Raw genomic sequence first — 20,395 nt, 5'->3', positions numbered from 1 at the left:
TGAAGGCGATCAAACTGGGTTTTGATGTCTATTTCGGATTTTACGCTGATAAAAGCGTGTGTTGAAATACGCACGCGCCAGAAAGCGGCATATCACCAAGGTGGCGGCCGCCATCGGCAAGGCCAGCAGCAGCCCGGCGAAGCCCAGCAACTGGCCAAACGCGAGCAAGGAAAAGATCACCGCCACCGGCGACAGACCGATGCGCTCGCCCACCAGCCAAGGGGTGATCAAAAAGCTTTCCAGCAACTGGCCCGCGCCGAACACGCCCAGCACCAGCAGCACATCGCCGGCGGAATCAAACTGCAGCGCGGCGGCCAGCCCGGCCAGAGCGAAGCCGAGAAAAGTGCCCAGATAAGGGATAAACACCAACAAACCGGCCACCACGCCGATGGCGATGCCGGACTCCAGCCCCAGCAAGGCCAGGCTGGAGGCGAAAATCAGCGCCATGATCAGCATCACCGACAGTTGCCCGCGCAGGAATTCGCCCAACACCCGGTCCAGTTCCCCCGCCAGGGACGCCACTTCGTCCGCCCAGCGCCGCGGCACCAGCGTGGCCAGCATCGCGGCCATCCGCGGCCCATCCTGCAGGAAATAAAACAGCAGCACCGGCAACAACAGCAGATTGAACAACAGGCCGGCCAGCATGAAGCCGCTCTGGGTCGCCCTCAGCGCCACCGTCGACAGCGCGCCCTTCAAAGCGCCGGCGTTGGCGGCCAGAACCCGCTTCCAGCCGTCGGCGTCCAGTTCCAGATGGATGGCGAACTCGGTACGCAGCCAGGGCAGCACCCGCCCCTGGGCGAAATCCGCCAAGACAGGCAAGCGGTCTATCAAGCCCTGGGTCTGCTTAAACAGCATGGGCGCCACCACCAGCAACAGGGCGATGGTGGCGGCCATGCCTGCCAGCGTCAACAGGCCGGCGGCCAAGGGCCGCGGCAAGCCTTTTCCGGCCAGACGGCGCATTGCCGGATTGAGCACATAAGCCAGCACCGCGGCTACCGCGAACGGCGTCAGCGCGGCCGCCAACTGCTGCAACAGCCAGCCGGCGAACAGAAAGGCTGTTGCGCCGATGGCCCAGGGAATCAGACGGTTTTGGGAGCGTTTCATCTCGACTTCAGTTAAAATGTGCTGCTTTCGCGTCGGCGAAAGCTTGATGTAAAAATACTTCAAGTTTGCAGAAAGCGAGTTTACCTTGAACACCACTTCCCTCAGTTACCGTGATGCCGGCGTCGACATTGATGCCGGCGACGCGCTGGTCGAGAACATTAAGCCTTATGCCAAGCGCACCATGCGCCCGGAGGTCATCGGCGGCATCGGCGGTTTCGGCGCACTGGTGGAGATTTCCAAGAAATACAAGGAGCCGGTGCTGGTTTCCGGCACCGACGGCGTCGGCACCAAGCTGAAACTGGCCTTTGACTGGAATCGTCACGATACCGTGGGCATCGACCTGGTGGCAATGAGCGTCAACGATATCCTGGTGCAAGGGGCGGAACCGCTGTTCTTCCTCGACTACTTCGCCTGCGGCAAACTGGACGTCCCCCAAGCCACCGACGTGATCAAAGGCATCGCCGCCGGCTGCGAACAGGCCGGCTGCGCGCTGATCGGCGGCGAGACGGCCGAAATGCCCGGCATGTACCCAACCGGCGAATACGATCTGGCGGGCTTCGCCGTCGGCGTGGTGGAGAAGAGCGCCGTGATCAGCGGCCGCGACATCGCCCCAGGCGACGTTGTGCTGGGTCTGAAATCCAACGGTGTGCACTCCAACGGCTACTCGCTGGTGCGCAAGATCATCGAACGCGCTCAACCCGATCTGGACGCGCCGTTCGAGGACGGACGCAGCCTGCGCGATGCCATCATCGCCCCCACCCGCATCTATGTGAAGCCCTTGCTCAAGCTGATGCAGGCGCTGCCGGTCAAGGGCATGGCCCACATCACCGGCGGCGGCATCACGGAGAACACCCCGCGCGTGCTGCCGGAGCATGTCGTCGCTCAGATCGACGCCGCCGCCTGGCCGCAACCCAAGTTGTTCCAGTGGCTGCAGCAGGAGGGCAAGGTGGATAGCCAGGAAATGTACCGCACTTTCAACTGCGGCATCGGCATGGTGGTGATAGTGGCGGCGGAGCACGCCGACCAGGCCGCCGCGCTGCTGCAGGGCGAAGGCGAAACCGTGTACCGGATCGGCGCGGTGCGCGCCCGCAATGGTGACGAGCATCAAACCCAGATCGCCTAAAGCGCTGCGTTGGATGCTACTGGCGCCGCTGGCCCTGCTGGCGGCGTTTGTCATTTATCGCGAGGCCGTCATCCTGGCCGATCTCGACCGCTGCCTGGACCAGGGCGGCAGCTGGCACGAACAGCAGTTGCGCTGCATCACCGATGCCGCCGACTGGGAACACTATCTGGCAACGTCTCCGTCGATTCCAACATGAAGAACATCGTCATCCTGATTTCCGGCCGCGGCTCCAATATGCAGGCCATCGTCGACGCCAATATCGCGGGCGCGCGCATCGCCGCGGTGATTTCCAATCGCCCGGACGCCGCCGGCCTCGCCTGGGCGGCCGAGCGCGGCATCGCCACCGCGGCGCTGGACCACAAAACCTTCGCCAGCCGCGAGGACTTCGACGCCGCGCTGGCGCAGCTGATAGACAGCCACCAGCCGGACCTCGTGGTGCTGGCCGGCTTCATGCGCATTCTCAGCGCCGGCTTCACCCGCCGCTACGAAGGCCGCATGCTGAACGTGCACCCGTCCTTGTTGCCGGCCTTCACCGGCCTAAACACCCACCAGCGCGCGCTGGAAATGGGATGCAAGGTAGCCGGCTGCACCGTGCACTTTGTCACCGCCGAACTGGACCACGGCCCCATCGTCGCCCAGGGCGTGGTGGAAGTGCTGGACAGCGACGACGCCGACACACTGGCCGAGCGCGTGCTGAAACTGGAACACCAACTCTACCCGGCCGCCGTGCGCCGCTTCGTCGCCGGCGAACTGAACATCGTCGCCGGGAAGACCTCCAGCCGCGCCTCCGTTGCCGGCAGCCTGATGGCGCCCGCGCCCTGAGTCCATGAAAAGCCGTCGTCTGATCCTGCTGGCCCTGGCCCTATCGCTCGCCATTCACCTTGGCGTGCTGGGCTCCGGCCTGCTGCCGGAGGTGCGGCTGGAGCTGCCGCCGGACCAGGATTTGCGCGACATCAGCGTCAAGATGCAGGCGCTGGACGCCGACGAACCGGCAGCCAAGCCGGCACAACAAGGCGCTGTGGCCCAATTGCGGCCGGCCGCGCCCAAACCTGCGCCGGCCAAGCCCGCCGCCAAGAAGGCGGAAGCCTCGGCGCCGCAGGCGGCGTCGGAACCGGTTGTCGCTCAGGCCCTGCCAAGCAAGAAGGCCAGCAGCGCGCCGGTGGCGGAGCCCAAACCCGACGCGTCCATGCCCAGCGCGGAGAACAAAATCGCCTCATCGGCGCCGGTCGCCGATAATATGGCAGCGAACGAAAAGGACGAAGCCAGCGCGCCGATGGCCGAAGCCGCCGCCGACGATGGCTATCTCCATCCCAAGAGCAAGCTGCGCGGCTTCCCGCGTCAGGCCACGCTGGGCTACCAGGTGTTCTACGGCTCGGCGATGCTGGGCACCGGCACGCTGGACTGGAGCCGCGGAGACGGCGGCTACCGGCTGGATATCAACGCCACACCCTTTATCGGACCCAAGCTGCGCTATCTTTCCGAAGGCCGTTTCAAGAGCAAGACCGGCTTGCTGCCGGACAGCCTTCAAGCCTGGCGCGGTGGTCAAGTCAAAGAGTCCGCGCATTTCGACTACAATGCGGGTCAGCTGCGCTACGGCGATCAAGGCGACAAACTGCTGGATCTGAAGCCCGGCGCGCAGGATGTGTTCAGCCTCGCTTTCCAGTTGGGGCTGAAAGGCGGCGAACTGGGGCCCGAACCCATCCAGATCACCACCGGCAAGAAAGTGTACGAATACCCGATGCACCCCAGCGGCGAGGCCGATTACGACACCGGCGCCGGCAAGATCCGGGTTATCGTGTTCCGCGCCCAGGGCGACGGCGATATCAACGAATTCTGGCTCGCGCCGGAATTCTCCAATCTGCCGGTGCGCATCCAGCGCATCGACAAGGATAAACGGATCGACCTCCGGGCCGTCCGCATCGACGTGAACGGCGCGCCGCAATGGAAGCTGCCGCCGCAACCCACGAGAAAACACAAGAATGACTATTAATCACCATCAACTGAAACATATCGAAACCGTCATCGGCCAGATGATCCGCTTCGACCGGCCGGCCGACGCGGTGCTGTCGGCTTATTTCCGCGAACACAGCAAGCTGGGCGCCAACGACCGCCACATCATCGCGGAAACCGCTTTCGGCGCGCTGCGCCGCCTGCTGCAATTGCGCGCGCTGATCGCGCCGGACAAGGCCACCCCGCGCCGGCTGGCTCTGGTGGCCCTGCTGAAAATCCACAAGCTCAACGTCAAGGAGCTGGGCGAGGCCGCCAGCGCCGGCGAAAAGGAATGGCTGGGCCAGATCAAGGGCAAAGTCCTGCCGGCCAGCCTGGAAGTGGACGCCGAGCTGCCGCAATGGGTGATTGAGCGCTTGGGAGAACAAACGCCGGAACAGGTGATCGCGCTGGGCAAGGGCCTGGCGGAAGGCGCGCCGCTGGACCTGCGCGTCAACACCATGAAGATGAAGCGCGACGAATTGCTGGGCCGCTTGCAGGCGGACGGCCTCGAATGCGAGGCCACCCCCTACTCGCCGCTGGGCATTCGTCTGAAAACCAAGCCTTCGCTGGCCAAGCACGAGCTGTTCAAAGCCGGCGTGTTCGAGGTGCAGGATGAAGGCAGCCAGCTGCTGGGCCTGATCACCGGCGCGCGTCGCGGGGAAATGGTTGTCGACTTCTGCGCCGGCGCCGGCGGCAAGACCCTGCTGCTGGGTGCGCAGATGGCCTCCAGCGGCCGCTTGTACGCCTTCGACGTTTCGGAAAAACGGCTGGCTAAGCTCAAGCCGCGCCAAGCGCGTTCCGGCCTGTCCAATGTCCACCCGCAGTTGCTGGCCTCGGAAAACGACACCAAGGTCAAACGCCTGGCGGGCAAGGCCGACCGCGTGCTGGTGGACGCGCCTTGCTCCGGCCTGGGCACCCTGCGCCGCAATCCGGACCTGAAATTCCGCCAAAGCCCGGACAGCGTGGCCGAACTGAACGCCAAGCAGGCCTCCATCCTGGCTTCCGCCTCCCGCCTGGTCCGCGCCGGCGGCCGCTTGGTCTACGCCACCTGCAGCTTGCTGCCGCAAGAAAACCAAGACATCGTCGCCGCCTTCCTGGCGGACCACCCCGATTTCAAACTGGTGAAAATGGACGAGGTGTTGGCGGAACAGAAGATCCCGCTACAAATGGGCGACTACCTGGAACTGAAACCACAGTTGCACAATACCGACGGTTTCTTCGCCGCCGTACTGGAAAAAAACGCCTGAGCATGCCTCAACCCCGGCCGCTGATGCGCCCGGGGTTTGTCTTTCAACTCAATACGCCTTACCATTGAATATTAGAAAAAACTCACATATTCATCCGCAAAGGCCGGCTCCATGCCAGACTCCCCCACTGCCAGACAAGTCCGCAGCCGCGTCCAGCGCCGTCTGCGCTACCTCTACTTGTCCGCAGTCCTGTGGCGCCGCCACATCCCGATCTGGACCGCCGCCATTCTGATTGGCCTGATGGCCAGCGTTTTCGCCAACGGCAGCCATCTGTCGCACGCCATCTTCACCCGCATCTACGATAATTCGCCTTACTGGAGCCTGCTGATCACCCCGGCCGGCCTGGCGCTGGCCATCTGGCTGATGCGACATTACTTTCCCGGCTCCGCCGGCGGCGGCATCCCGCAATCCATCGCCGCGCTGGAAGGCGGCATGCAGGCGTTGCGCGAACGCATTCTGACCATACGCGCCGCGATCGGCAAAATGCTGCTGACCCTGATCGGCATCAGCTCCGGCGCCACTTTCGGCTACGAAGGCCCCATCGTGCAGGTGGGCGCGGCCATCAAATATTCGCTGAACCGCCACGCGGCGCTGCGTCATGAAGGCGCGGCGCGCAGCTTCATTCTGGCCGGCGGCGCCGCCGGCGTGGCCGCCGCCTTCAACGCGCCGCTGGCCGGCATCGTGTTCGCCATAGAGGAAATGGGCCGCACCTTCGACTTGCGCGCCAGTTCCACCATTTTGCTCTCGGTGATCGTGTCCGGTCTCACCGCCACCGCCATCCTCGGCAATTACAGCTATTTCGGCATGGTGTCGGTGAATATGGAGCTGGAGCAGTCCTGGCTCGCCATCCCGGTCTGCGGCATCATCGGCGGCCTGCTCGGCGGCGTCTGCTGCCGCATCATGCTAGCGCTGACCTTGCGCTTGCCCGGCCCGCTGCACGACTGGCGTCTGAAAAAACCGGTGGTGTTCGCCGCCGGCTGCGGCCTGGCCTTGGCCGTGATCGGCATCGCCAGCGACGGCATCACCTTCGGCACCGGGTATTTTCGCGCCCGCGAAATCATCGAGGGCAGCGGCGCCGGCATGCAGGGCTACGGCCTGCTCAAGCTGCTCAGCATGTTCATCAGCTTTATCAGCGCGGTGCCCGGCGGCATGTTCGCCCCATCGCTGGCGGTAGGCGCCGGCTTTGGCTTGAACATGGCCAATCTGCTGCCCTTCCTGCCGCAAACCTTGATCGTGCTCTTGGGCATGGTGGGCTTCTTCGCCGGCATGACCCGCGCGCCGATGACCGGCTTCATCATCGTGATGGAAATGACGGACTCCTCCGCCATGATCATCCCGTTGATGGCCACCGCCCTGCTGGCGTCCAATGTATCGCGGCTGATCACCCGCCGCGCGCTGTACGACGGACAGGTGCACATCTTCCTGCGGCAATGGCACGCGGGCCAGGCCGCGTCCGCTGCGAAGCAAATTGACCCGCGGGCGGCCGAAAAGTAAAATAACCTATTGAAACGCTCGGGTATTTCTCCGCGCAAGCGGCGCCCGCAGCCACATTGACGATCCAAGCAAGGACCACTGAATGAGCGCGCAACAAACCATCCAGCAAACCGTGACCGACAACCCGGTGGTGCTGTTCATGAAGGGCTCGGCCCAATTCCCGCAATGCGGCTTTTCCTCCCGCGCGGTGCAAATTCTCAAAGCCTGTGGCCTTGAACAGTTCGCGACCGTAGACGTGCTTCAGGACGCCGACATCCGTCAGGGCATCAAGGATTTCTCCAACTGGCCCACCATTCCGCAACTGTATGTCAAAGGCGAATTCATCGGCGGCTCCGACATCATGTATGAAATGTTCCAGAACGGTGAATTGCAAGAGCTGCTGAAAGACCTGTAAGCACCTCTCCCAGGTCCCGGCCATGGCCGGGATCTTTGTTTTTGCAGCGGAATTTACCGTTTCGAAAACACCCGCCATGTCATACAATCAGGGTGACATCCGCTTGCCCAATCCAAACCGCCCCATGCCGACACATCAGGAAACCAAAGCCGTCCTCAGCCCCGCCAGCGCCATGCCCATCGAAGAGATCTGGCGCGCGCTGGTCAACGATCAGCTCATCCCCTGGTTCCAACCGATAGTCGAAATCTCCAGCCGGAAGGTGATCGCCGCCGAGGCGCTGGCGCGCTGGCAGCATCCGGCGCTTGGCGTGTTGTCGCCGGTCAGCTTCGTGCCGGCGATGGAAGAGCGCGGCATGATCCGCGAACTGACCGAGCTGATCCTGGAAAAATCGCTGTACGCCTGCAGCGATTGGCAGGAACGCGGCCATGACATTCCGGTCACCATCAACCTGACCTCGATGTCGCTGGACGACGACAGCCTGTGCGAGCAACTGCTGCAGAAAGTGCGCATTCTGGGCCTGGAGCCAGCCAAGCTGACCCTGGAGTTCTCCGAATCCACGTTGCGACAGCACTGGCAGAAAGCCGACGCGCAGCTGGCCCAGTTGCGCACCGCCGGCTTCGGCATCGGCATCGACGAATTCGGCATCGGCGTCACCCTGACCGATAAACTGCTGATCAGCCATTTCAGTCTGTTGAAAGTGGATCGCGCCTTCGTCCAAGGCGTCAGCTCCAACCAGCATCTGCAAGCGATCCTGCGCGAAGACATAAGCTTGGCCAAAGCGTCCGGGCTCACCACGGTGGCCATCGGCGTGGAGGACACCGCCGACCTGGCCACGCTGGCCGAACTAGGCTGCGACGCGGTGCAGGGCTATATCTGCAGCCCGCCGCGGGCCGCCGCCGAATTCTTGCAGTGGATTTCGGAATGGGAAAAGGGGTAAAATACGGCCCCATACCAAATACCCCGCACCGGCAGCCCAAGACCTTCCAAGGCTGTCGGCTTCATATAATTAATACCAAGAGCTGCTTTTGGCGCGCCCGCGCCGAAAGCAGCTTTTTGCCAAGGTATGGGAACGTCTCATGAACATCACCGTCGTCCAGCATCCGCTGGTGCAACACAAACTCGGCCTGCTGCGCGAAGCCGACACCAGCACCATGAAATTCCGCCAGTTGACCCAAGAGCTGGCGCGCCTGCTCGCCTATGAAGCCACCCGCGACTTCGAACTGGAAAGCGTCACCATAGACGGCTGGTGCGGCAAGATCGACGTCCAGCAAATCAAGGGCAAGAAAGTTACCGTGGTGCCCATCCTGCGCGCCGGCATCGGCATGCTGGACGGCGTGCTCGACCTGGTGCCTTCCGCCAAGATCAGCGTGGTTGGACTGGCCCGCAACGAGGAAACGCTGGAGCCGGTGTCTTATTTCGAGAAGTTCGTCGGCAATCTGGACGAACGCATCGCCATCATCATCGATCCGATGCTGGCCACCGGCGGCTCGCTGGTCGCCACCATAGACCTGCTCAAGCGCAACGGCTGCAAACAGATCAAGGCCGTGGTGATGGTGGCCGCGCCCGAAGGCGTGAAGATCGTCAACGACGCCCATCCGGACGTGCAGATCTACGCCGCTTCCCTCGACAGCCACCTGAACGAGCATGGCTACATCATTCCCGGCCTGGGCGACGCCGGCGACAAGATCTTCGGCACCAAGCAAGCCTGATCATGAGCCATTCCAGCGCCGCTGCCCCGTTCCGGACGCGGCGTTTTTTTGCGCGCCTCATCCGGTCTCAGCCATGACAATACGCCCCGCGACCGCCAGCGACTTGCCCGCCATCTGCCGCCTTGCCGACGAAATCAATCTGCAGCACCATCTGGCGTTGCCGCACACTTTCGCCGACAACGGCGCCGCAGACCGCGACAGCGCGTTCTGGGCCGGTCAGCTGAACACGCCCAACGCCGCGCTGCTACTAGCGGAGACCGATGGCGAGGTCACCGCCTTCGTCGCCTTGACCCTGCTGGACCTCACCCTCCCCTTCCTGCTGCCTCGACGCATTTGCCGCGTCGCCACGCTAGTGGTCACGGCGGAGCGGCGTGGGCAGGGCCAGGGCTCAGCCTTGCTGAACGCAGCCGAAGACTGGGCGCGGCGACATTCGGCCGACGAGATCCGGCTAGAGGTGAAGGATTTCAACCAAGCCGCGTTGAACTTCTACTTGCGCCGAGGCCTGGAACCGCAAGCGCGCATTCTCGGCAAACGGCTGCTTTAGGCCATGCCCCCCATTCAGACAGAGACGACCCCAGAGGCTAAAATCATGCTCCAACAAATCAAGCTGGCCGTGTCCGGCGCCCAGATCCTGTTCGTCGCCTTTGGCGCGCTGGTGCTGGTGCCGCTGCTGACCGGCCTCAATCCGGCGATGGCGCTGCTGGGGGCCGGCATCGGCACCCTGCTGTTCCAGTTGTACACCGGGCGCCAAGTGCCGATCTTCCTCGGCTCCTCCTTCGCCTTCATCGGCCCCATCATCTATTCGATGCACACCTGGGGCCAGGGCGCGACGCAGTTCGGCCTGTTCTGTGCCGGCTTCATGTACTTCCTGTTTTCCGCCGTGGTCCGCTGGCGCGGCATGGCCTTCGTCAACCGGCTGCTGCCCCCGGTGGTGATCGGCCCGGTGATCATGATCATCGGCCTGTCGGTGGCCACCGCGGCCTCCGGCATGGCGATGGGCCTCGCCGGCGGCAAGCAGGTCACGCCTTACGCGGTGTCCATGCTGCTGGCGGCGATCTCCCTGACCACCACCATCATCGTGTCCATCTTCGCGCGCGGCCTGTTCAAACTGGTGCCCATTCTGGCCGGCGTCATCGTCGGCTATATCGCCGCCGCGCTGTTTGGCGTGGTGGACTTCGCCAAACTGGCGGCCGCGCCCTGGTTCGCGATGCCGGCCTTCCACAGCCCGGAAGTCAACTGGGCGGCCGCGCTGTTCATGCTTCCGGTGGCTATCGCCCCGGCGATTGAACATATCGGCGGCGTGATGGCGATAGGCGGCGTCACAGGCAAGGACTACACCCAATCGCCCGGCCTGCACCGCACCCTGTCCGGCGACGGCCTGGGTGTCTGCGTAGCCGGCCTGATCGGCGGCCCTCCGGTGACCACGTACGCCGAAGTCACCGGCGCGGTGATGATCACCCGCAACTTCAACCCGGTCACCATGACCTGGGCCGCGCTGTTCGCCATCGCCATGGCCTTCTTCGGCAAGTTCAACGCGCTATTGCAGTCCATCCCGCTGCCGGTGATGGGCGGCATCATGGTGCTCTTGTTCGGCACCATCGCCTCCATCGGCCTGAAAACCCTGATCGAGGCCAAGGTGGACCTGATGGAACCGCGCAATCTGGTGATCATCTCGGTGGTGCTCACCTCCGGCATCGGCGGCCTTAGCCTGAAGCTGGGCGATTTCGAGCTGGCCGGCGTTGGCCTTTGCTCGCTGCTGGCCATCGTGCTGAACTTGTTGCTGCCCAAGCAGGCCACCAGTCACGACGGCATCGTCGAGGGCCAGGACATCTAAGATGTCTGTTCATAATCTGCTGCGCTTCGCGAGGCGTGACACGGTGAGTACCGCTTCGAAATGCTCATGTACCACTTGACCATTCCGCTTTCTCAGCGGTTTTCGCCTTGTCTCGCTCTGGCTCGCCAGATTTTGAACTGGCTCTAAGAATCTGCCCGCGGCACGCATGACCAGCCGGCCTCCTCACGGACGCCGGCTTTTTCACGGCCGGAGTTCGCCCGCTTCCACCGCCTGCTCCAAACGCTGAATGAACCACTGCAACGCCTTGCCAGGCTGTGCCTGCTTCCAGGCAAAGCACATCTGGTGGTCCGGACTGTCCTCGGCCACTTCCTTGGCCACCAGATCCCCGCTGGCCAGATAAGGCCCCACCATGGAGCGCGGCAGATAGCCGCTGCCCAGGCCGGCCAGGATCACATCCAGCTTGGCGAGGCTGCTGTGCACGGTCAGCACATCCTGACCATCGAGCAAACCTCCGGTGCGCGGCTGCAAGCGTCGTGAAGTGTCGCCTATCGCCACGGCACGGTGCTGACGCAGCACATGCGGCGGCAGCGGCTTATCCTCCGCCGCCAGCGGATGACCGGCGGCCACCACCAGCACAAAATCGTAACTGCCTATGGTGCGGGTGAAATAGTCGCCGGGAGGCGGCATATTAGGCGCGCCTATCACCAGATCGGCGCGGTCGTCGTACAAGGCGTCCCAAGTGCCGCCGAAAATCTCGCTGCGGAAAATCAGTCGCGTGGCCGAAGCCAGTTGATCGAATTCCGCTATCAACGGGATTACCTGGCCAAAGTCCACCAGATCCCCGATCACGATGCGCAACTGATGCTCCCAGCCCTGGGCTTGCTTGCTAACCCTCAGCTCCAGCTGACGCGCCGCGTCCAGCAGATGGCGGCCGTCCTTGAGCAGACGCTCGCCGGCCGGCGTCAGCCGGGCGCGGTGTCCGCTGCGATCGTATATCTGCACGCCCAAACTCTGTTCCAGCTTCTGCACGGTGTAAGTCACCGCGGAAGGCACCCGGAACAAAGCGTCCGCTGCGGCGGCGAAGCTGCCGTGGTTGTCGATGGCGTCCAGCACCAGCAAAGCATCGAGTGATAGTTTCATATTCAAATTTACTGATGGTTCAGTGCAAATCATTCCGCTATCTGCGGCCAAAAAACATCCTTAATATTCAGTCACTAAGTCGCGCAGCCTGCCAGAGCGGGCAGCCTGACTCCTTAGCGGAGCGCCGGATCGATTCTAGCATTTTGAACATCCAGACTGCCGCCAAGCCACTTAATCACACAAGGATTTTGACCATGTTGAAGCAAACCGTTATCGCCGCCCTGTCCCTGATCGTTCTGTCCGGCGCCGCCGCAGCCGGCAGCGAAGGCGCCAGCAACGCCAGTGAAATGCGCGAGCGCATGCAAACCCAGATCGCCGCCAAGCAGGCTCAAGCCCAAGTTCAGGCTCAGCAAGCCAAATAAGCGCGCATCCCACACTTTACAAGGAATTCCCCATGTTGAAACACACCGTTATCGCCGCCCTGTCTCTGATCGTTCTGTCCGGCGCCGCCACAGCCGGCGGCGAAGGCGCCAGCAACGCCCGCGAAATGCGCGAACGCATGCAAGCCCAGATCGCCGCCAAGCAAGCTCCGGCCCAGACCAGCCAGGCAGGCCGCTAATCCAGCTTTGTAAACGCGATCAAAGTTCATTAGCACACGATCACAATCGTTTACCGCACTGCGGCAAAGCCCGCCATAGAATGTCGACTCAAGCCCTGTCGCCGGACCCAAACAATCCGGCCGCGGCAAGATCGCAATGAAAGGAAATCACCATGAAGAAAACCGTACTCACCGCACTATCCCTGATCATCTTGTCCGGCGCAGCCATGGCCGGCGGTGAAGGCGCCAATAACGCCCGCGAAATGCGCGAGCGCATGGATGCCCAGATCGCAGCCAAGCAAGCCGCCGCTTCGCAGCAACCCCCAACAGCCGGTGCTCAGACCAACCAGTCCGCCAGCTAAGATGGCAAGCCGCCCCTCCCGCCCGCGCTCCGCGGCGGGAGGCCAAGCCCCCCGCGAAACGCGATTCACACTCGTTTGCAAATTGATCGCCGCCATGACCGGACAAAGTCCCGGCACTCACTAGAATTCAATGGCGATGCAGGCCGCTAGCACAGCGACAAGCCTCGCCAGGCCCTTAGCCGACCTCCGTCGACGCCCTGCGCCGAGCCGGTCGACCGGTCGATTTGCCATGAAAGGAAACATCATGCTGAAGAAAACCGTACTGACCACTCTGTCCCTTATCCTGCTGTCCAGCGCCGCGATGGCGGGCGAAGGGTTGTCCAATATGTGGGAAATGCGCGCGCGCATGGACGCGCAATTGCAAGGACAGCAGCAGCAAGCGCCGCAAGCGCAAGACGCCGCAGGCAAGTAAACCGCGCGACACTCAGCCAGCGCCTGCCTACCGCAGGCGCTTTGTCATTCCAGCCCGCGCAGCCGCGCCATGATCAGCGTGTCCTCATAGCGTCCGGCGCGCAATTGCTCCTTGCGTCTACGTCCCTCCAGCTCGAAGCCGAACTTGCGGTACAACGCTATAGCCGGCTCATTGTCGTGCACCACGGCTAGTTCCACCCGCAGCAGCCCCAGCCAATTATCCGCTAGCCCAAGCACCGCCCTCAGCAATGCCGATCCCACGCCGCGACCGTGCCATTCCGGATGCACCACGATAAACAGGCTGGCCGTATGCCGGATGCGCGGGCGTTCACCACAAATCAAACCGGCATTGCCTATCACCCGGCCATCGCTGTTACAGGCCACCAGGGAATGCACATGTGGTTGCGCTTGCGCCAGCTTGCGCCGCCAGTCTTCAACCGATTGGTAAGGCAGCTGCAAGGTATTGGCCACCACCTCCTCGGACACCATCATCGCCGCCAAGGCCGGCGCATCCTCCGGCTCAACCTTCCTGATCAGTAAATCGTGCATAACATTCCCCCGAAGATTGCAATTCAGAAATCACCATCATGACCGGGAGAAGCTTGCAACGGCAAGAACAATGACAATCAGATGCCGTGATGGCGCATGTCCGGGCCAAAAGCGGTATCCTGAACACCGCGACCAAGACCAATAAGCAAAAGGAGAATAGGATGCTGATGCACAAGGAACAGGCCAGCCTGCTAGTGGTGGACATCCAGGAAAAGCTGGCGCCGGCGGTAGTGGACGCGGCCGGCATGGCAGCGCGCTGTCGCTGGCTGATAGGCGTGGCCGCCGATCACGGCCTGCCGGTAGTGTTTTCCGAGCAATACCCGCGCGGCCTGGGGCATACCCTGCCGGAACTGCTCGCCCAAGCGCCCGACTCGCAAGTGGTAGAGAAAACCCACTTCTCCTGCGTTGCGGCGAACTGTCTGCCGGAAACAGTCCTGGTCCGGCCTCAAACCATCGTTTGCGGCATGGAGGCCCACGTTTGCGTGCTGCAAACCGTGCTGGAGCTGCTGGAGCTGGATAAACAGGTCTTCGTGGTGGCGGACGCGATATCCAGCCGCAAGGTGTCCGACATTGAGCTGGGTTTGCAGCGGATGCGAGACGCCGGCGCCGTCATCGTCAGCAAGGAAATGGTGTTGTTCGAATGCCTGCGCCAAGCCGGCGGAGAGCACTTCAAGCGAATGAGCCAGCGTTACCTGGTGGGCGAGCAGCCATAACGCAAAAATGAAACGGGGCCGTCGGCTTCGCCGATCGACCCCGATCCAAGGCGGCTTTGCCGCTCTCTTATCCCCTTTGGAGACTGGCGCGAGACGCCGGGCCATGCCCTGGCGTCACCAGATCGCTTTATATTTAGCAATTGCCGTGCCAAGTTAACAGTAACTGGCCAAGCCATTGATTAATTAATACCTTTGCAACACAAGACCGCTCAAAGCATGGTGTAATGAATGCCTGCGGGCACAAGTTGCACCAAATAAAGGCAAAAACCCCAATAGGGCGCACCAAAAAAGTGCAATGCGCGGCGACGGTCTGAACTTTCTCAACCTCTCCTACGCCTAATATCCGACTACACTCGGCGGTTTTGCATCCGGCCCAGATCTGCTCCACAGGCCACCTGCAACACCCCGCCACTCAACGGGCAGCCGCCGCAGCCCGCCACGATAACGACAATAGGAAAGCACATCATGCAAGCAAGCGTTTTCAAGGACATTCTCAACACCCTGCCCGCCGTCGACGATATCCGCGCCATCGTGCTGCTGGACGCCAGCGGCGAGCCGGTCGGCCGTTTGGAGAATCAGCCCGGCACCGCCGGTTCGGTACGCGTCTACCATGCCCTGATCAAGAACCACGGCCACATTGACCGCAAGGCCGCGCGCGAAGGGCTGGCGCTTTACGCTGAACATACGCCGGACGCCCGCGCCAATCCGGGCAAGCACCCCAATATCGACCGCCTGCTGTCCATCGCCGAGGCCGACGCCCCCGGCCTGCGCGCGCGCCTGGTACTGAATCAGGACGACTGAAACGCCCCGCGCGCCCAAACAAAAAGCCCGCTCGGATGAGCGGGCTTTTTCGTAAAGCGATTCCCGAAAGCGGAAATTAAGCTTCGGCAACAACCACGATCTTGATCGGGGTAACAACGTCGTGATGCAGAGCGATCTCGATATCGTACTCGCCGATGGCCTTGAACGGGCCGTTCGGCAGGCGAACTTCGAAACGCTTAACCGGCACGCCGAAGGCGGTCACGGCTTCAGCAACGTCGACGTTGGTCACGGAACCGAACAGACGACCGTCAACGCCGGCTTTCTGAGCGATGGTGACAACCGCTTCGTTCAGCTTCTCGGCGCGGACCTTGGCGTCAGCCAGGATCTCGGCTTGCTTGGCTTCCAGTTCGGCGCGGCGAGCGTCGAACTCTTTCAGGTTGGCTTCGGTAGCGCGCTTGGCTTTGCCTTGCGGAATCAGGAAGTTACGACCGTAACCATCCTTGACTTTAACCACATCACCCAGTTGACCCAGGTTGGCAACTTTTTCGAGCAGAATGATTTGCATCTTTTAAGTTCCTTTCCCGGCTTAGTGCTGGTCGGTGTACGGCAGGAAGGCCAGGAGGCGAGCACGCTTGATAGCAGTGGTCAGCTGACGCTGGTAGCGGGCCTTGGTGCCGGTGATGCGAGCCGGGATGATTTTGCCGTTTTCGGCGATGAAGTCTTTCAGGAGATCAACGGATTTGTAGTCGATTTCCTTGATGCCTTCTGCCGTGAAGCGGCAGAACTTCTTGCGCTTGAAGAGTTGACGAGCCATTTTGACTAACCTTTTACAAATTCAACATATTCGATATTGAGCACTAACCGCGGATTCCTGAGGCTGCGCTGGGACAGAAAGCCGGTGAGGTTCACCGTGTTTCCCGCCAGTTTCCCGGAAAACTTCCGGGCTTCTTCGCCTATCAGCACGGCCTGTATTTCGCAGGCCACATCCCGATCAAAACCGTGAGCTGTCTGTCTGGACTGATGCTTGAGCCACATTTCCAATACCGGCAAGCCGGCGGGGGTGTATCTCAGCGCATCCTCGCGGTCGACCGTGGCGGTCAGAGCCAGACGGTTCTGCAAGACCTCGCTCCTCGCCGATTAGGCGGAAGCTTCAGCCTCGGCTGCCGGCTGCTGGGCGTCCAGCAGGTTCTTGGCCTTTTCGTCCTTCATCATCGGGGACGCTTCGGTAACCGCGCGATCCAGCTTGATGGTCAGGTGACGCAGAACAGCGTCGTTGAACTTGAAGGCGTGTTCGATCTCGGCCAGGGTTTCGGACTGGCACTCTACGTTCATCAGAACGTAGTGAGCTTTGTGCAGCTTCTGGATCGGGTAAGCCAGTTGACGGCGGCCCCAGTCTTCCAGACGATGGATCTTGCCCTCAGCGGCCAGAACCATGCCCTTGTAGCGCTCGATCATGGCCGGAACCTGTTCGCTCTGGTCCGGGTGGACGATGAACACGATTTCGTAATGACGCATGTTAACTCCTTGTGGCTATTGAAGCCTTTTGCCATGCAGTTGCAAAAGGCAAGGGGTTGAAACCGCAGCATTCTACGCGCTTAGGCGGTGACAAGCAAATAAAATCAGTGCCTTCCGCGCCGCGTGGTATGCGTATGTGGCAAAAACGGCGGCTTGGTGTCTGCAAGAGTCCCGAGGGCGTGGACAAACGGATTCTCAGAGCCTGTTATAAAGGCTCGCGAGCCTGGGCGAGACAAGGCGAAAACGAGCGAAAAAGCCGAGTGTACGAGGGGTACATGAGCATTTTGAGCTTGTACTCACCGTGCAATGCTCCACGAAGCGCAGCAGACTTTGAACAAGCTCTCAGAGCTTTTTGTCACGCGAGATGTCCATCACCACCCCATTGCTCAAGGTCACGGTGGTGGTGTAGGGAACCTCGTCGTTGGCAAGCCAGGACAGCGTGCGGGTGCTGGTTTCCACCACCGCGTTGACGTCCTTGGTTTTGACCGTCGGACCGTTGCTGCTGTAGTCGGGGGCGCCGGTCTGAGATACCAGCTCGGCCTCGGACATGCCCTTATGCAGCTTGATGTAGACCTCGAACGGGATCGGCCCCGCCGTGGCCAGCGCGGAAACGAGAGAAAGCAAAACAGCGAGCGGGGTTTTCATACGTACTCCTTTGCGACGGCGCGGTTCAGCGCACTTTTTTGACCACATCTATCAGTTCGGTCACCATGCCGGTAGCGTCGCCCTGATGCAGCGCGCGCGCCACGCAGCCTTTCATGTGATTTTCCAGCAGTTGCATGGACACCGCGTCCAACGCCGACTTCACCGCCGCCACTTGGGTCAGGATATCCACACAGTAGCGATCCGCCTCCACCATGCCGCTGATGCCGCGCACCTGGCCCTCGATGCGCGCCAGCCTCTTGATCAGCGCGCTCTTCCCCGGCTGCACCACGGTTTTATCGGAAAGCGGGGCCGCTGCGTCGCAACAGCCGTCCTGCGGTTTTTCTTGCGTCATGTCCATCCTAATCCAAGCGGGTTCAAAGCGAGCCCGGCCATGCTTAAAACAGGCCGGGCAACAATCATTGTGACGCAGTTGCGCACGGCCGCCTAGGCCTCTACTTTCAGCATGCCCATCATCCCGGCGTCCTCGTGTTCGAGGATGTGGCAGTGGAACATGCGCAGGCCTGGCATGTCCTGACGGAAACGCAGTCGCAGCGTCTCCCCGGCGGAGACATTGGCCACGTCGCGCCAGGCCAGGAACGGTTCATCGCGCCAGACGCCGTCCTTGCGGCGCGCCAGCGCCTGGAACTGGGTGCCGTGAATGTGGAAGGGGTGGTCCATATCCGCTTGGTTCACGATCTCCCACTCTTCCACCAACCCCACCTTGCCCACAAAGTCAGCCCGTCCCATATCGAAGGTCTTGCCGTTGATCAGGAACATCGCGGCGGGATTGGCCATGTCCTCGGACAGTACCACTTTACGCCGCACCGCGGGCTCGCCCAAGAGCTTGATCTCTCGCAGTCTCGCCGGCAGCGGCGCAGTGGTTTCGGTCGCGGCTCCGCGACGCAGCTCCAGCAGCGTCAAGGTGTCTTCCTGCTCGGCCGACATCATCTTGCCGCGCCGATACGGCAGGGCCAACAGGCCGGCGCCCTGGCCAGACGCGAAGCGTCCGGTCACCACTAATTCGGCGCGGCCACCGGGCGGCAGCAACAGGCTGTCTATGCGGCGCGGTCGCTGCAGCAGGCCGCCGTCGCTGCCGACCAGTTCCAATTCGTGGCCGGGCAGGGCCAGCTTGAGCACGCGCGCGCTGGTCGCATTCCAGATCCGCCAGCGTTGGCGCTCGCCCGCGCCCAGCGTCAAATGCGGCCTCCAAGCGCCGTTGACCAGCACGAACTGTCCTTCGCGGCCATCCATGCGGTCCGCTTCGCTACTGGCCGCTATCTTGCCTTCGGCGTCCAACTTCAGGTCCGACAACACCAGCCTTTGCTCCGGCAGATGCGCCAGCGGATCGCTGCGGCTCTTGACCACAAACACGCCGGCCAGGCCCATATACACCTGCTCGGCGGTATGTCCGTGCGGATGCGGGTGATACCAATAGCTGCCGGCGCAGCCTTGCGGCAAGATGAAACGGTATTCGCGGCTTTGCCCAGCCGGGACCGGATCTTGTGGGTTGCCGTCCTGATCCGCGGGAATCGGCAGGCCATGCCAATGAATGGTGGTGGGCTGGGACAGGCGGTTTTCGAAATGCAGCCGCACCTCGTCGCCTTCAAACACTTCTATCGTTGGTCCCGGCACCTGGCCGTTATAGCTCCAGAACACGGTGGCGGGCTTGCCCGGCAGTAGCGGCAGCGCTTGCGCGCCGGCGCTCAAAGCAGCTTGAAACACGCCGGGGTCCCCGCTCTGATTGCGCAGCAGCGGCAGGACCGGCAAGGCAAGGCCCGCCGGCAGGCCAAGGCCGGCCGCGGCCGGCGCCGTCTCCGCTCCCATCGCGCCATGCCCCATCGCCGCATGATCGATGGCGGACGGCTGCGCCGCCCAGGCCTGCCGCAGCAGCGGAACCAAGGCCAACGCCGCGCCGGCGCCGATGAATCCACGTCTATCCATCACTGCATTCCTTTCTCAATAGGATACCCAGGTAAGGTATCAACAAGACTGCGGCGGCGCCAGATCGGTTCCAAATTCTGTCTACTTTTTTAGGACGGCATCTGATCACAGTCAAACCGAGCGCCCAAAGAAAAGCCCCCGCGTTGCGGGGGCCTGGTTTTTCGGGACAACCGGAATCAGTCGGCCTTGGCCTGGGCCAGCGTGCGCTGGCGACGGCTTTCCGACAGCACCATGCCGGCGGATACCGACACGTTCAGGCTCTCCACGGTGCCGAACATCGGAATGGACACCAGCACGTCGCAGTGCTCGCGGGTCAGCCTGCGCATGCCCTCGCCCTCCGAGCCCATCACCCAGGCCAGCGGGCCGGCGGCGTCGCAGTGATAGAGGTCGGTGTCCGCCTCCATGGTGGTGCCGGCAATCCAGATGCCGGCGTCTTTCAGGTCTCGCAAAGTGCGCGCCAGATTGGTGACCGTGATATAGGGAATCACTTCCGCCGCGCCGCACGCTACTTTGGACACAGTGGCGTTGAGACCGGCGGAACGGTCCTTGGGCGCGATCACCGCGTGCGCGCCCATCGCGTCCGCCACCCGCAGGCAGGCGCCCAGATTGTGCGGATCAGTCACGCCGTCCAGAATCAGCAGCAAGGCCGGCTCGCTCAGATTGTCCAGCACGTCGTCCAGATGCACGAAATTGCGGCTGGCGTCTATGGTGGCCGCCACGCCCTGGTGGCGGGCGTTGCCGGTCATGCTGTCCAAACGCTCCTTATCGACGATGTGCAGCTTGATGCCTTCCTCGGCGGCCTTGTCTATCACCGCCTTGGCGCGGGCGTCGTGGCGGCCGCCGGCCAGCCAGATTTCCAGCAGGCTCTTGGGGTTCTGCCACAAACGGGCATTGATGGCGTGAAAGCCGTGGATCAGGCGTTTGTTGCTCATGGCGATTCTCTAATGACAATCCCGCCATTTTA

28 protein-coding genes are annotated in these 20,395 nt (G+C 62.2%); 17 read left to right on the top strand and 11 right to left on the bottom strand.

The features are described from left to right. Positions 1–9: 9 nt before the first annotated feature. Complete coding sequence (locus BR71_RS03090) at positions 10–1,104, bottom strand: AI-2E family transporter (RefSeq protein ID WP_043632446.1); 1,095 nt, start codon at positions 1,102–1,104, stop codon at positions 10–12. Positions 1,105–1,189: 85 nt separating this feature from the next. Between BR71_RS03090 and purM the strand changes: the two genes are divergently transcribed. The 11 genes from purM (at position 1,190) to BR71_RS03035 (ending at position 10,894) form a co-directional block, all read left to right on the top strand. Continuing rightward, positions 1,190–2,227, top strand: coding sequence for a phosphoribosylformylglycinamidine cyclo-ligase (gene purM, locus BR71_RS03085; RefSeq protein ID WP_019100718.1), 1,038 nt, complete (start codon positions 1,190–1,192; stop codon positions 2,225–2,227). A 13-nt stretch (positions 2,228–2,240) separates the two neighbouring features. Further along, on the top strand, positions 2,241–2,423 hold the full coding sequence (locus BR71_RS03080) for a hypothetical protein (protein WP_019100719.1): 183 nt from the start codon (positions 2,241–2,243) through the stop codon (positions 2,421–2,423). After that, positions 2,420–3,049, top strand: coding sequence for a phosphoribosylglycinamide formyltransferase (gene purN, locus BR71_RS03075; protein WP_019100720.1), 630 nt, complete (start codon positions 2,420–2,422; stop codon positions 3,047–3,049). The genes BR71_RS03080 and purN overlap by 4 nt, the downstream gene beginning before the upstream one ends. Positions 3,050–3,053: 4 nt before the next feature. Next, entirely contained in the window at positions 3,054–4,217 is a 1,164-nt protein-coding gene (locus BR71_RS03070) for a DUF3108 domain-containing protein (protein WP_052370292.1), read from the top strand. After that, positions 4,213–5,463 carry an RsmB/NOP family class I SAM-dependent RNA methyltransferase gene (locus tag BR71_RS03065; protein ID WP_043632836.1) on the top strand — a complete coding sequence of 417 codons (1,251 nt, stop codon included), beginning with the start codon at positions 4,213–4,215 and terminating at the stop codon, positions 5,461–5,463. Before BR71_RS03070 ends, BR71_RS03065 begins: the two co-directional genes overlap by 5 nt. A 111-nt stretch (positions 5,464–5,574) precedes the next feature. After that, positions 5,575–6,957 carry a chloride channel protein gene (locus tag BR71_RS03060; RefSeq protein WP_052370291.1) on the top strand — a complete coding sequence of 461 codons (1,383 nt, stop codon included), beginning with the start codon at positions 5,575–5,577 and terminating at the stop codon, positions 6,955–6,957. An 82-nt stretch (positions 6,958–7,039) separates the two neighbouring features. Continuing rightward, on the top strand, positions 7,040–7,351 hold the full coding sequence (gene grxD, locus BR71_RS03055) for a Grx4 family monothiol glutaredoxin (RefSeq protein ID WP_043592002.1): 312 nt from the start codon (positions 7,040–7,042) through the stop codon (positions 7,349–7,351). Positions 7,352–7,427: 76 nt separating this feature from the next. Beyond that, positions 7,428–8,288 carry an EAL domain-containing protein gene (locus tag BR71_RS03050; protein ID WP_240314924.1) on the top strand — a complete coding sequence of 287 codons (861 nt, stop codon included), beginning with the start codon at positions 7,428–7,430 and terminating at the stop codon, positions 8,286–8,288. Between the two features lie 139 nt (positions 8,289–8,427). Beyond that, complete coding sequence (gene upp, locus BR71_RS03045) at positions 8,428–9,060, top strand: uracil phosphoribosyltransferase (protein WP_019100726.1); 633 nt, start codon at positions 8,428–8,430, stop codon at positions 9,058–9,060. Positions 9,061–9,133: 73 nt separating this feature from the next. Next, entirely contained in the window at positions 9,134–9,604 is a 471-nt protein-coding gene (locus BR71_RS03040; RefSeq protein WP_043632443.1) for a GNAT family N-acetyltransferase, read from the top strand. Between the two features lie 45 nt (positions 9,605–9,649). Continuing rightward, positions 9,650–10,894, top strand: coding sequence for a uracil-xanthine permease family protein (locus BR71_RS03035; protein ID WP_043632440.1), 1,245 nt, complete (start codon positions 9,650–9,652; stop codon positions 10,892–10,894). Between the two features lie 201 nt (positions 10,895–11,095). Here BR71_RS03035 and BR71_RS03030 read toward each other — a convergent pair whose 3' ends face one another. Further along, positions 11,096–11,995 carry a LysR family transcriptional regulator gene (locus BR71_RS03030; RefSeq protein ID WP_039754100.1) on the bottom strand — a complete coding sequence of 300 codons (900 nt, stop codon included), beginning with the start codon at positions 11,993–11,995 and terminating at the stop codon, positions 11,096–11,098. Positions 11,996–12,189: 194 nt separating this feature from the next. Here BR71_RS03030 and BR71_RS24560 point away from each other — a divergent pair, with 194 nt between their 5' ends. The 4 genes from BR71_RS24560 to BR71_RS24550 all read left to right on the top strand — a co-directional run bounded on the left by BR71_RS24560 (position 12,190) and on the right by BR71_RS24550 (position 13,307). Next, a complete protein-coding gene (locus BR71_RS24560) occupies positions 12,190–12,357 on the top strand; it encodes a hypothetical protein (protein ID WP_167604369.1) in 168 nt (55 codons plus the stop codon). A gap of 32 nt (positions 12,358–12,389) precedes the next feature. Beyond that, on the top strand, positions 12,390–12,554 hold the full coding sequence (locus BR71_RS24555) for a hypothetical protein (protein WP_167604368.1): 165 nt from the start codon (positions 12,390–12,392) through the stop codon (positions 12,552–12,554). A gap of 152 nt (positions 12,555–12,706) precedes the next feature. Beyond that, a complete protein-coding gene (locus BR71_RS03025; RefSeq protein WP_043632437.1) occupies positions 12,707–12,895 on the top strand; it encodes a hypothetical protein in 189 nt (62 codons plus the stop codon). Positions 12,896–13,139: 244 nt separating this feature from the next. Further along, positions 13,140–13,307 carry a hypothetical protein gene (locus BR71_RS24550; protein ID WP_019100733.1) on the top strand — a complete coding sequence of 56 codons (168 nt, stop codon included), beginning with the start codon at positions 13,140–13,142 and terminating at the stop codon, positions 13,305–13,307. Positions 13,308–13,351: 44 nt separating this feature from the next. On the opposite strand, the gene BR71_RS03020 is transcribed toward BR71_RS24550, so the two are convergent. Next, positions 13,352–13,855: a GNAT family N-acetyltransferase gene (locus BR71_RS03020; protein WP_043632434.1), complete on the bottom strand. Its 504-nt coding sequence runs from the start codon at positions 13,853–13,855 to the stop codon at positions 13,352–13,354. Positions 13,856–14,016: 161 nt separating this feature from the next. Here BR71_RS03020 and BR71_RS03015 point away from each other — a divergent pair, with 161 nt between their 5' ends. Beyond that, entirely contained in the window at positions 14,017–14,568 is a 552-nt protein-coding gene (locus tag BR71_RS03015; RefSeq protein WP_043632827.1) for a hydrolase, read from the top strand. Positions 14,569–15,033: 465 nt separating this feature from the next. Beyond that, positions 15,034–15,369 carry a DUF2322 family protein gene (locus BR71_RS03010; protein WP_043632431.1) on the top strand — a complete coding sequence of 112 codons (336 nt, stop codon included), beginning with the start codon at positions 15,034–15,036 and terminating at the stop codon, positions 15,367–15,369. A 76-nt stretch (positions 15,370–15,445) separates the two neighbouring features. Here BR71_RS03010 and rplI read toward each other — a convergent pair whose 3' ends face one another. The 8 genes from rplI to rlmB all read right to left on the bottom strand — a co-directional run bounded on the left by rplI (position 15,446) and on the right by rlmB (position 20,363). After that, a complete protein-coding gene (rplI, locus tag BR71_RS03005; RefSeq protein ID WP_043592018.1) occupies positions 15,446–15,895 on the bottom strand; it encodes a 50S ribosomal protein L9 in 450 nt (149 codons plus the stop codon). A gap of 21 nt (positions 15,896–15,916) precedes the next feature. Then, the gene (gene rpsR / locus BR71_RS03000; protein WP_043592020.1) at positions 15,917–16,144 is read right to left on the bottom strand and encodes a 30S ribosomal protein S18; all 228 of its coding nucleotides are present in this window, start codon (positions 16,142–16,144) and stop codon (positions 15,917–15,919) included. Between the two features lie 5 nt (positions 16,145–16,149). Further along, the gene (gene priB / locus BR71_RS02995; RefSeq protein ID WP_019103684.1) at positions 16,150–16,449 is read right to left on the bottom strand and encodes a primosomal replication protein N; all 300 of its coding nucleotides are present in this window, start codon (positions 16,447–16,449) and stop codon (positions 16,150–16,152) included. Between the two features lie 18 nt (positions 16,450–16,467). Beyond that, positions 16,468–16,845 (bottom strand): 30S ribosomal protein S6, encoded by a 378-nt coding sequence (rpsF, locus tag BR71_RS02990; RefSeq protein WP_043592023.1) that lies wholly within the window; start codon positions 16,843–16,845, stop codon positions 16,468–16,470. A 342-nt stretch (positions 16,846–17,187) separates the two neighbouring features. After that, positions 17,188–17,490, bottom strand: coding sequence for a hypothetical protein (locus BR71_RS02985; RefSeq protein ID WP_052370288.1), 303 nt, complete (start codon positions 17,488–17,490; stop codon positions 17,188–17,190). A 25-nt stretch (positions 17,491–17,515) separates the two neighbouring features. Continuing rightward, a complete protein-coding gene (locus BR71_RS02980; protein ID WP_043632821.1) occupies positions 17,516–17,842 on the bottom strand; it encodes a metal-sensitive transcriptional regulator in 327 nt (108 codons plus the stop codon). 92 nt (positions 17,843–17,934) lie between these two features. Beyond that, complete coding sequence (locus tag BR71_RS02975) at positions 17,935–19,431, bottom strand: multicopper oxidase family protein (protein WP_043632428.1); 1,497 nt, start codon at positions 19,429–19,431, stop codon at positions 17,935–17,937. 176 nt (positions 19,432–19,607) lie between these two features. Next, entirely contained in the window at positions 19,608–20,363 is a 756-nt protein-coding gene (gene rlmB, locus BR71_RS02970) for a 23S rRNA (guanosine(2251)-2'-O)-methyltransferase RlmB (RefSeq protein WP_019103594.1), read from the bottom strand. Positions 20,364–20,395: the final 32 nt, after the last annotated feature.

The organism is Chromobacterium haemolyticum DSM 19808 (genome assembly GCF_000711885.1).
In the GTDB taxonomy this organism is placed as follows: domain Bacteria; phylum Pseudomonadota; class Gammaproteobacteria; order Burkholderiales; family Chromobacteriaceae; genus Chromobacterium; species Chromobacterium haemolyticum.
This window is presented reverse-complemented; position numbering and strand designations above follow the sequence as displayed.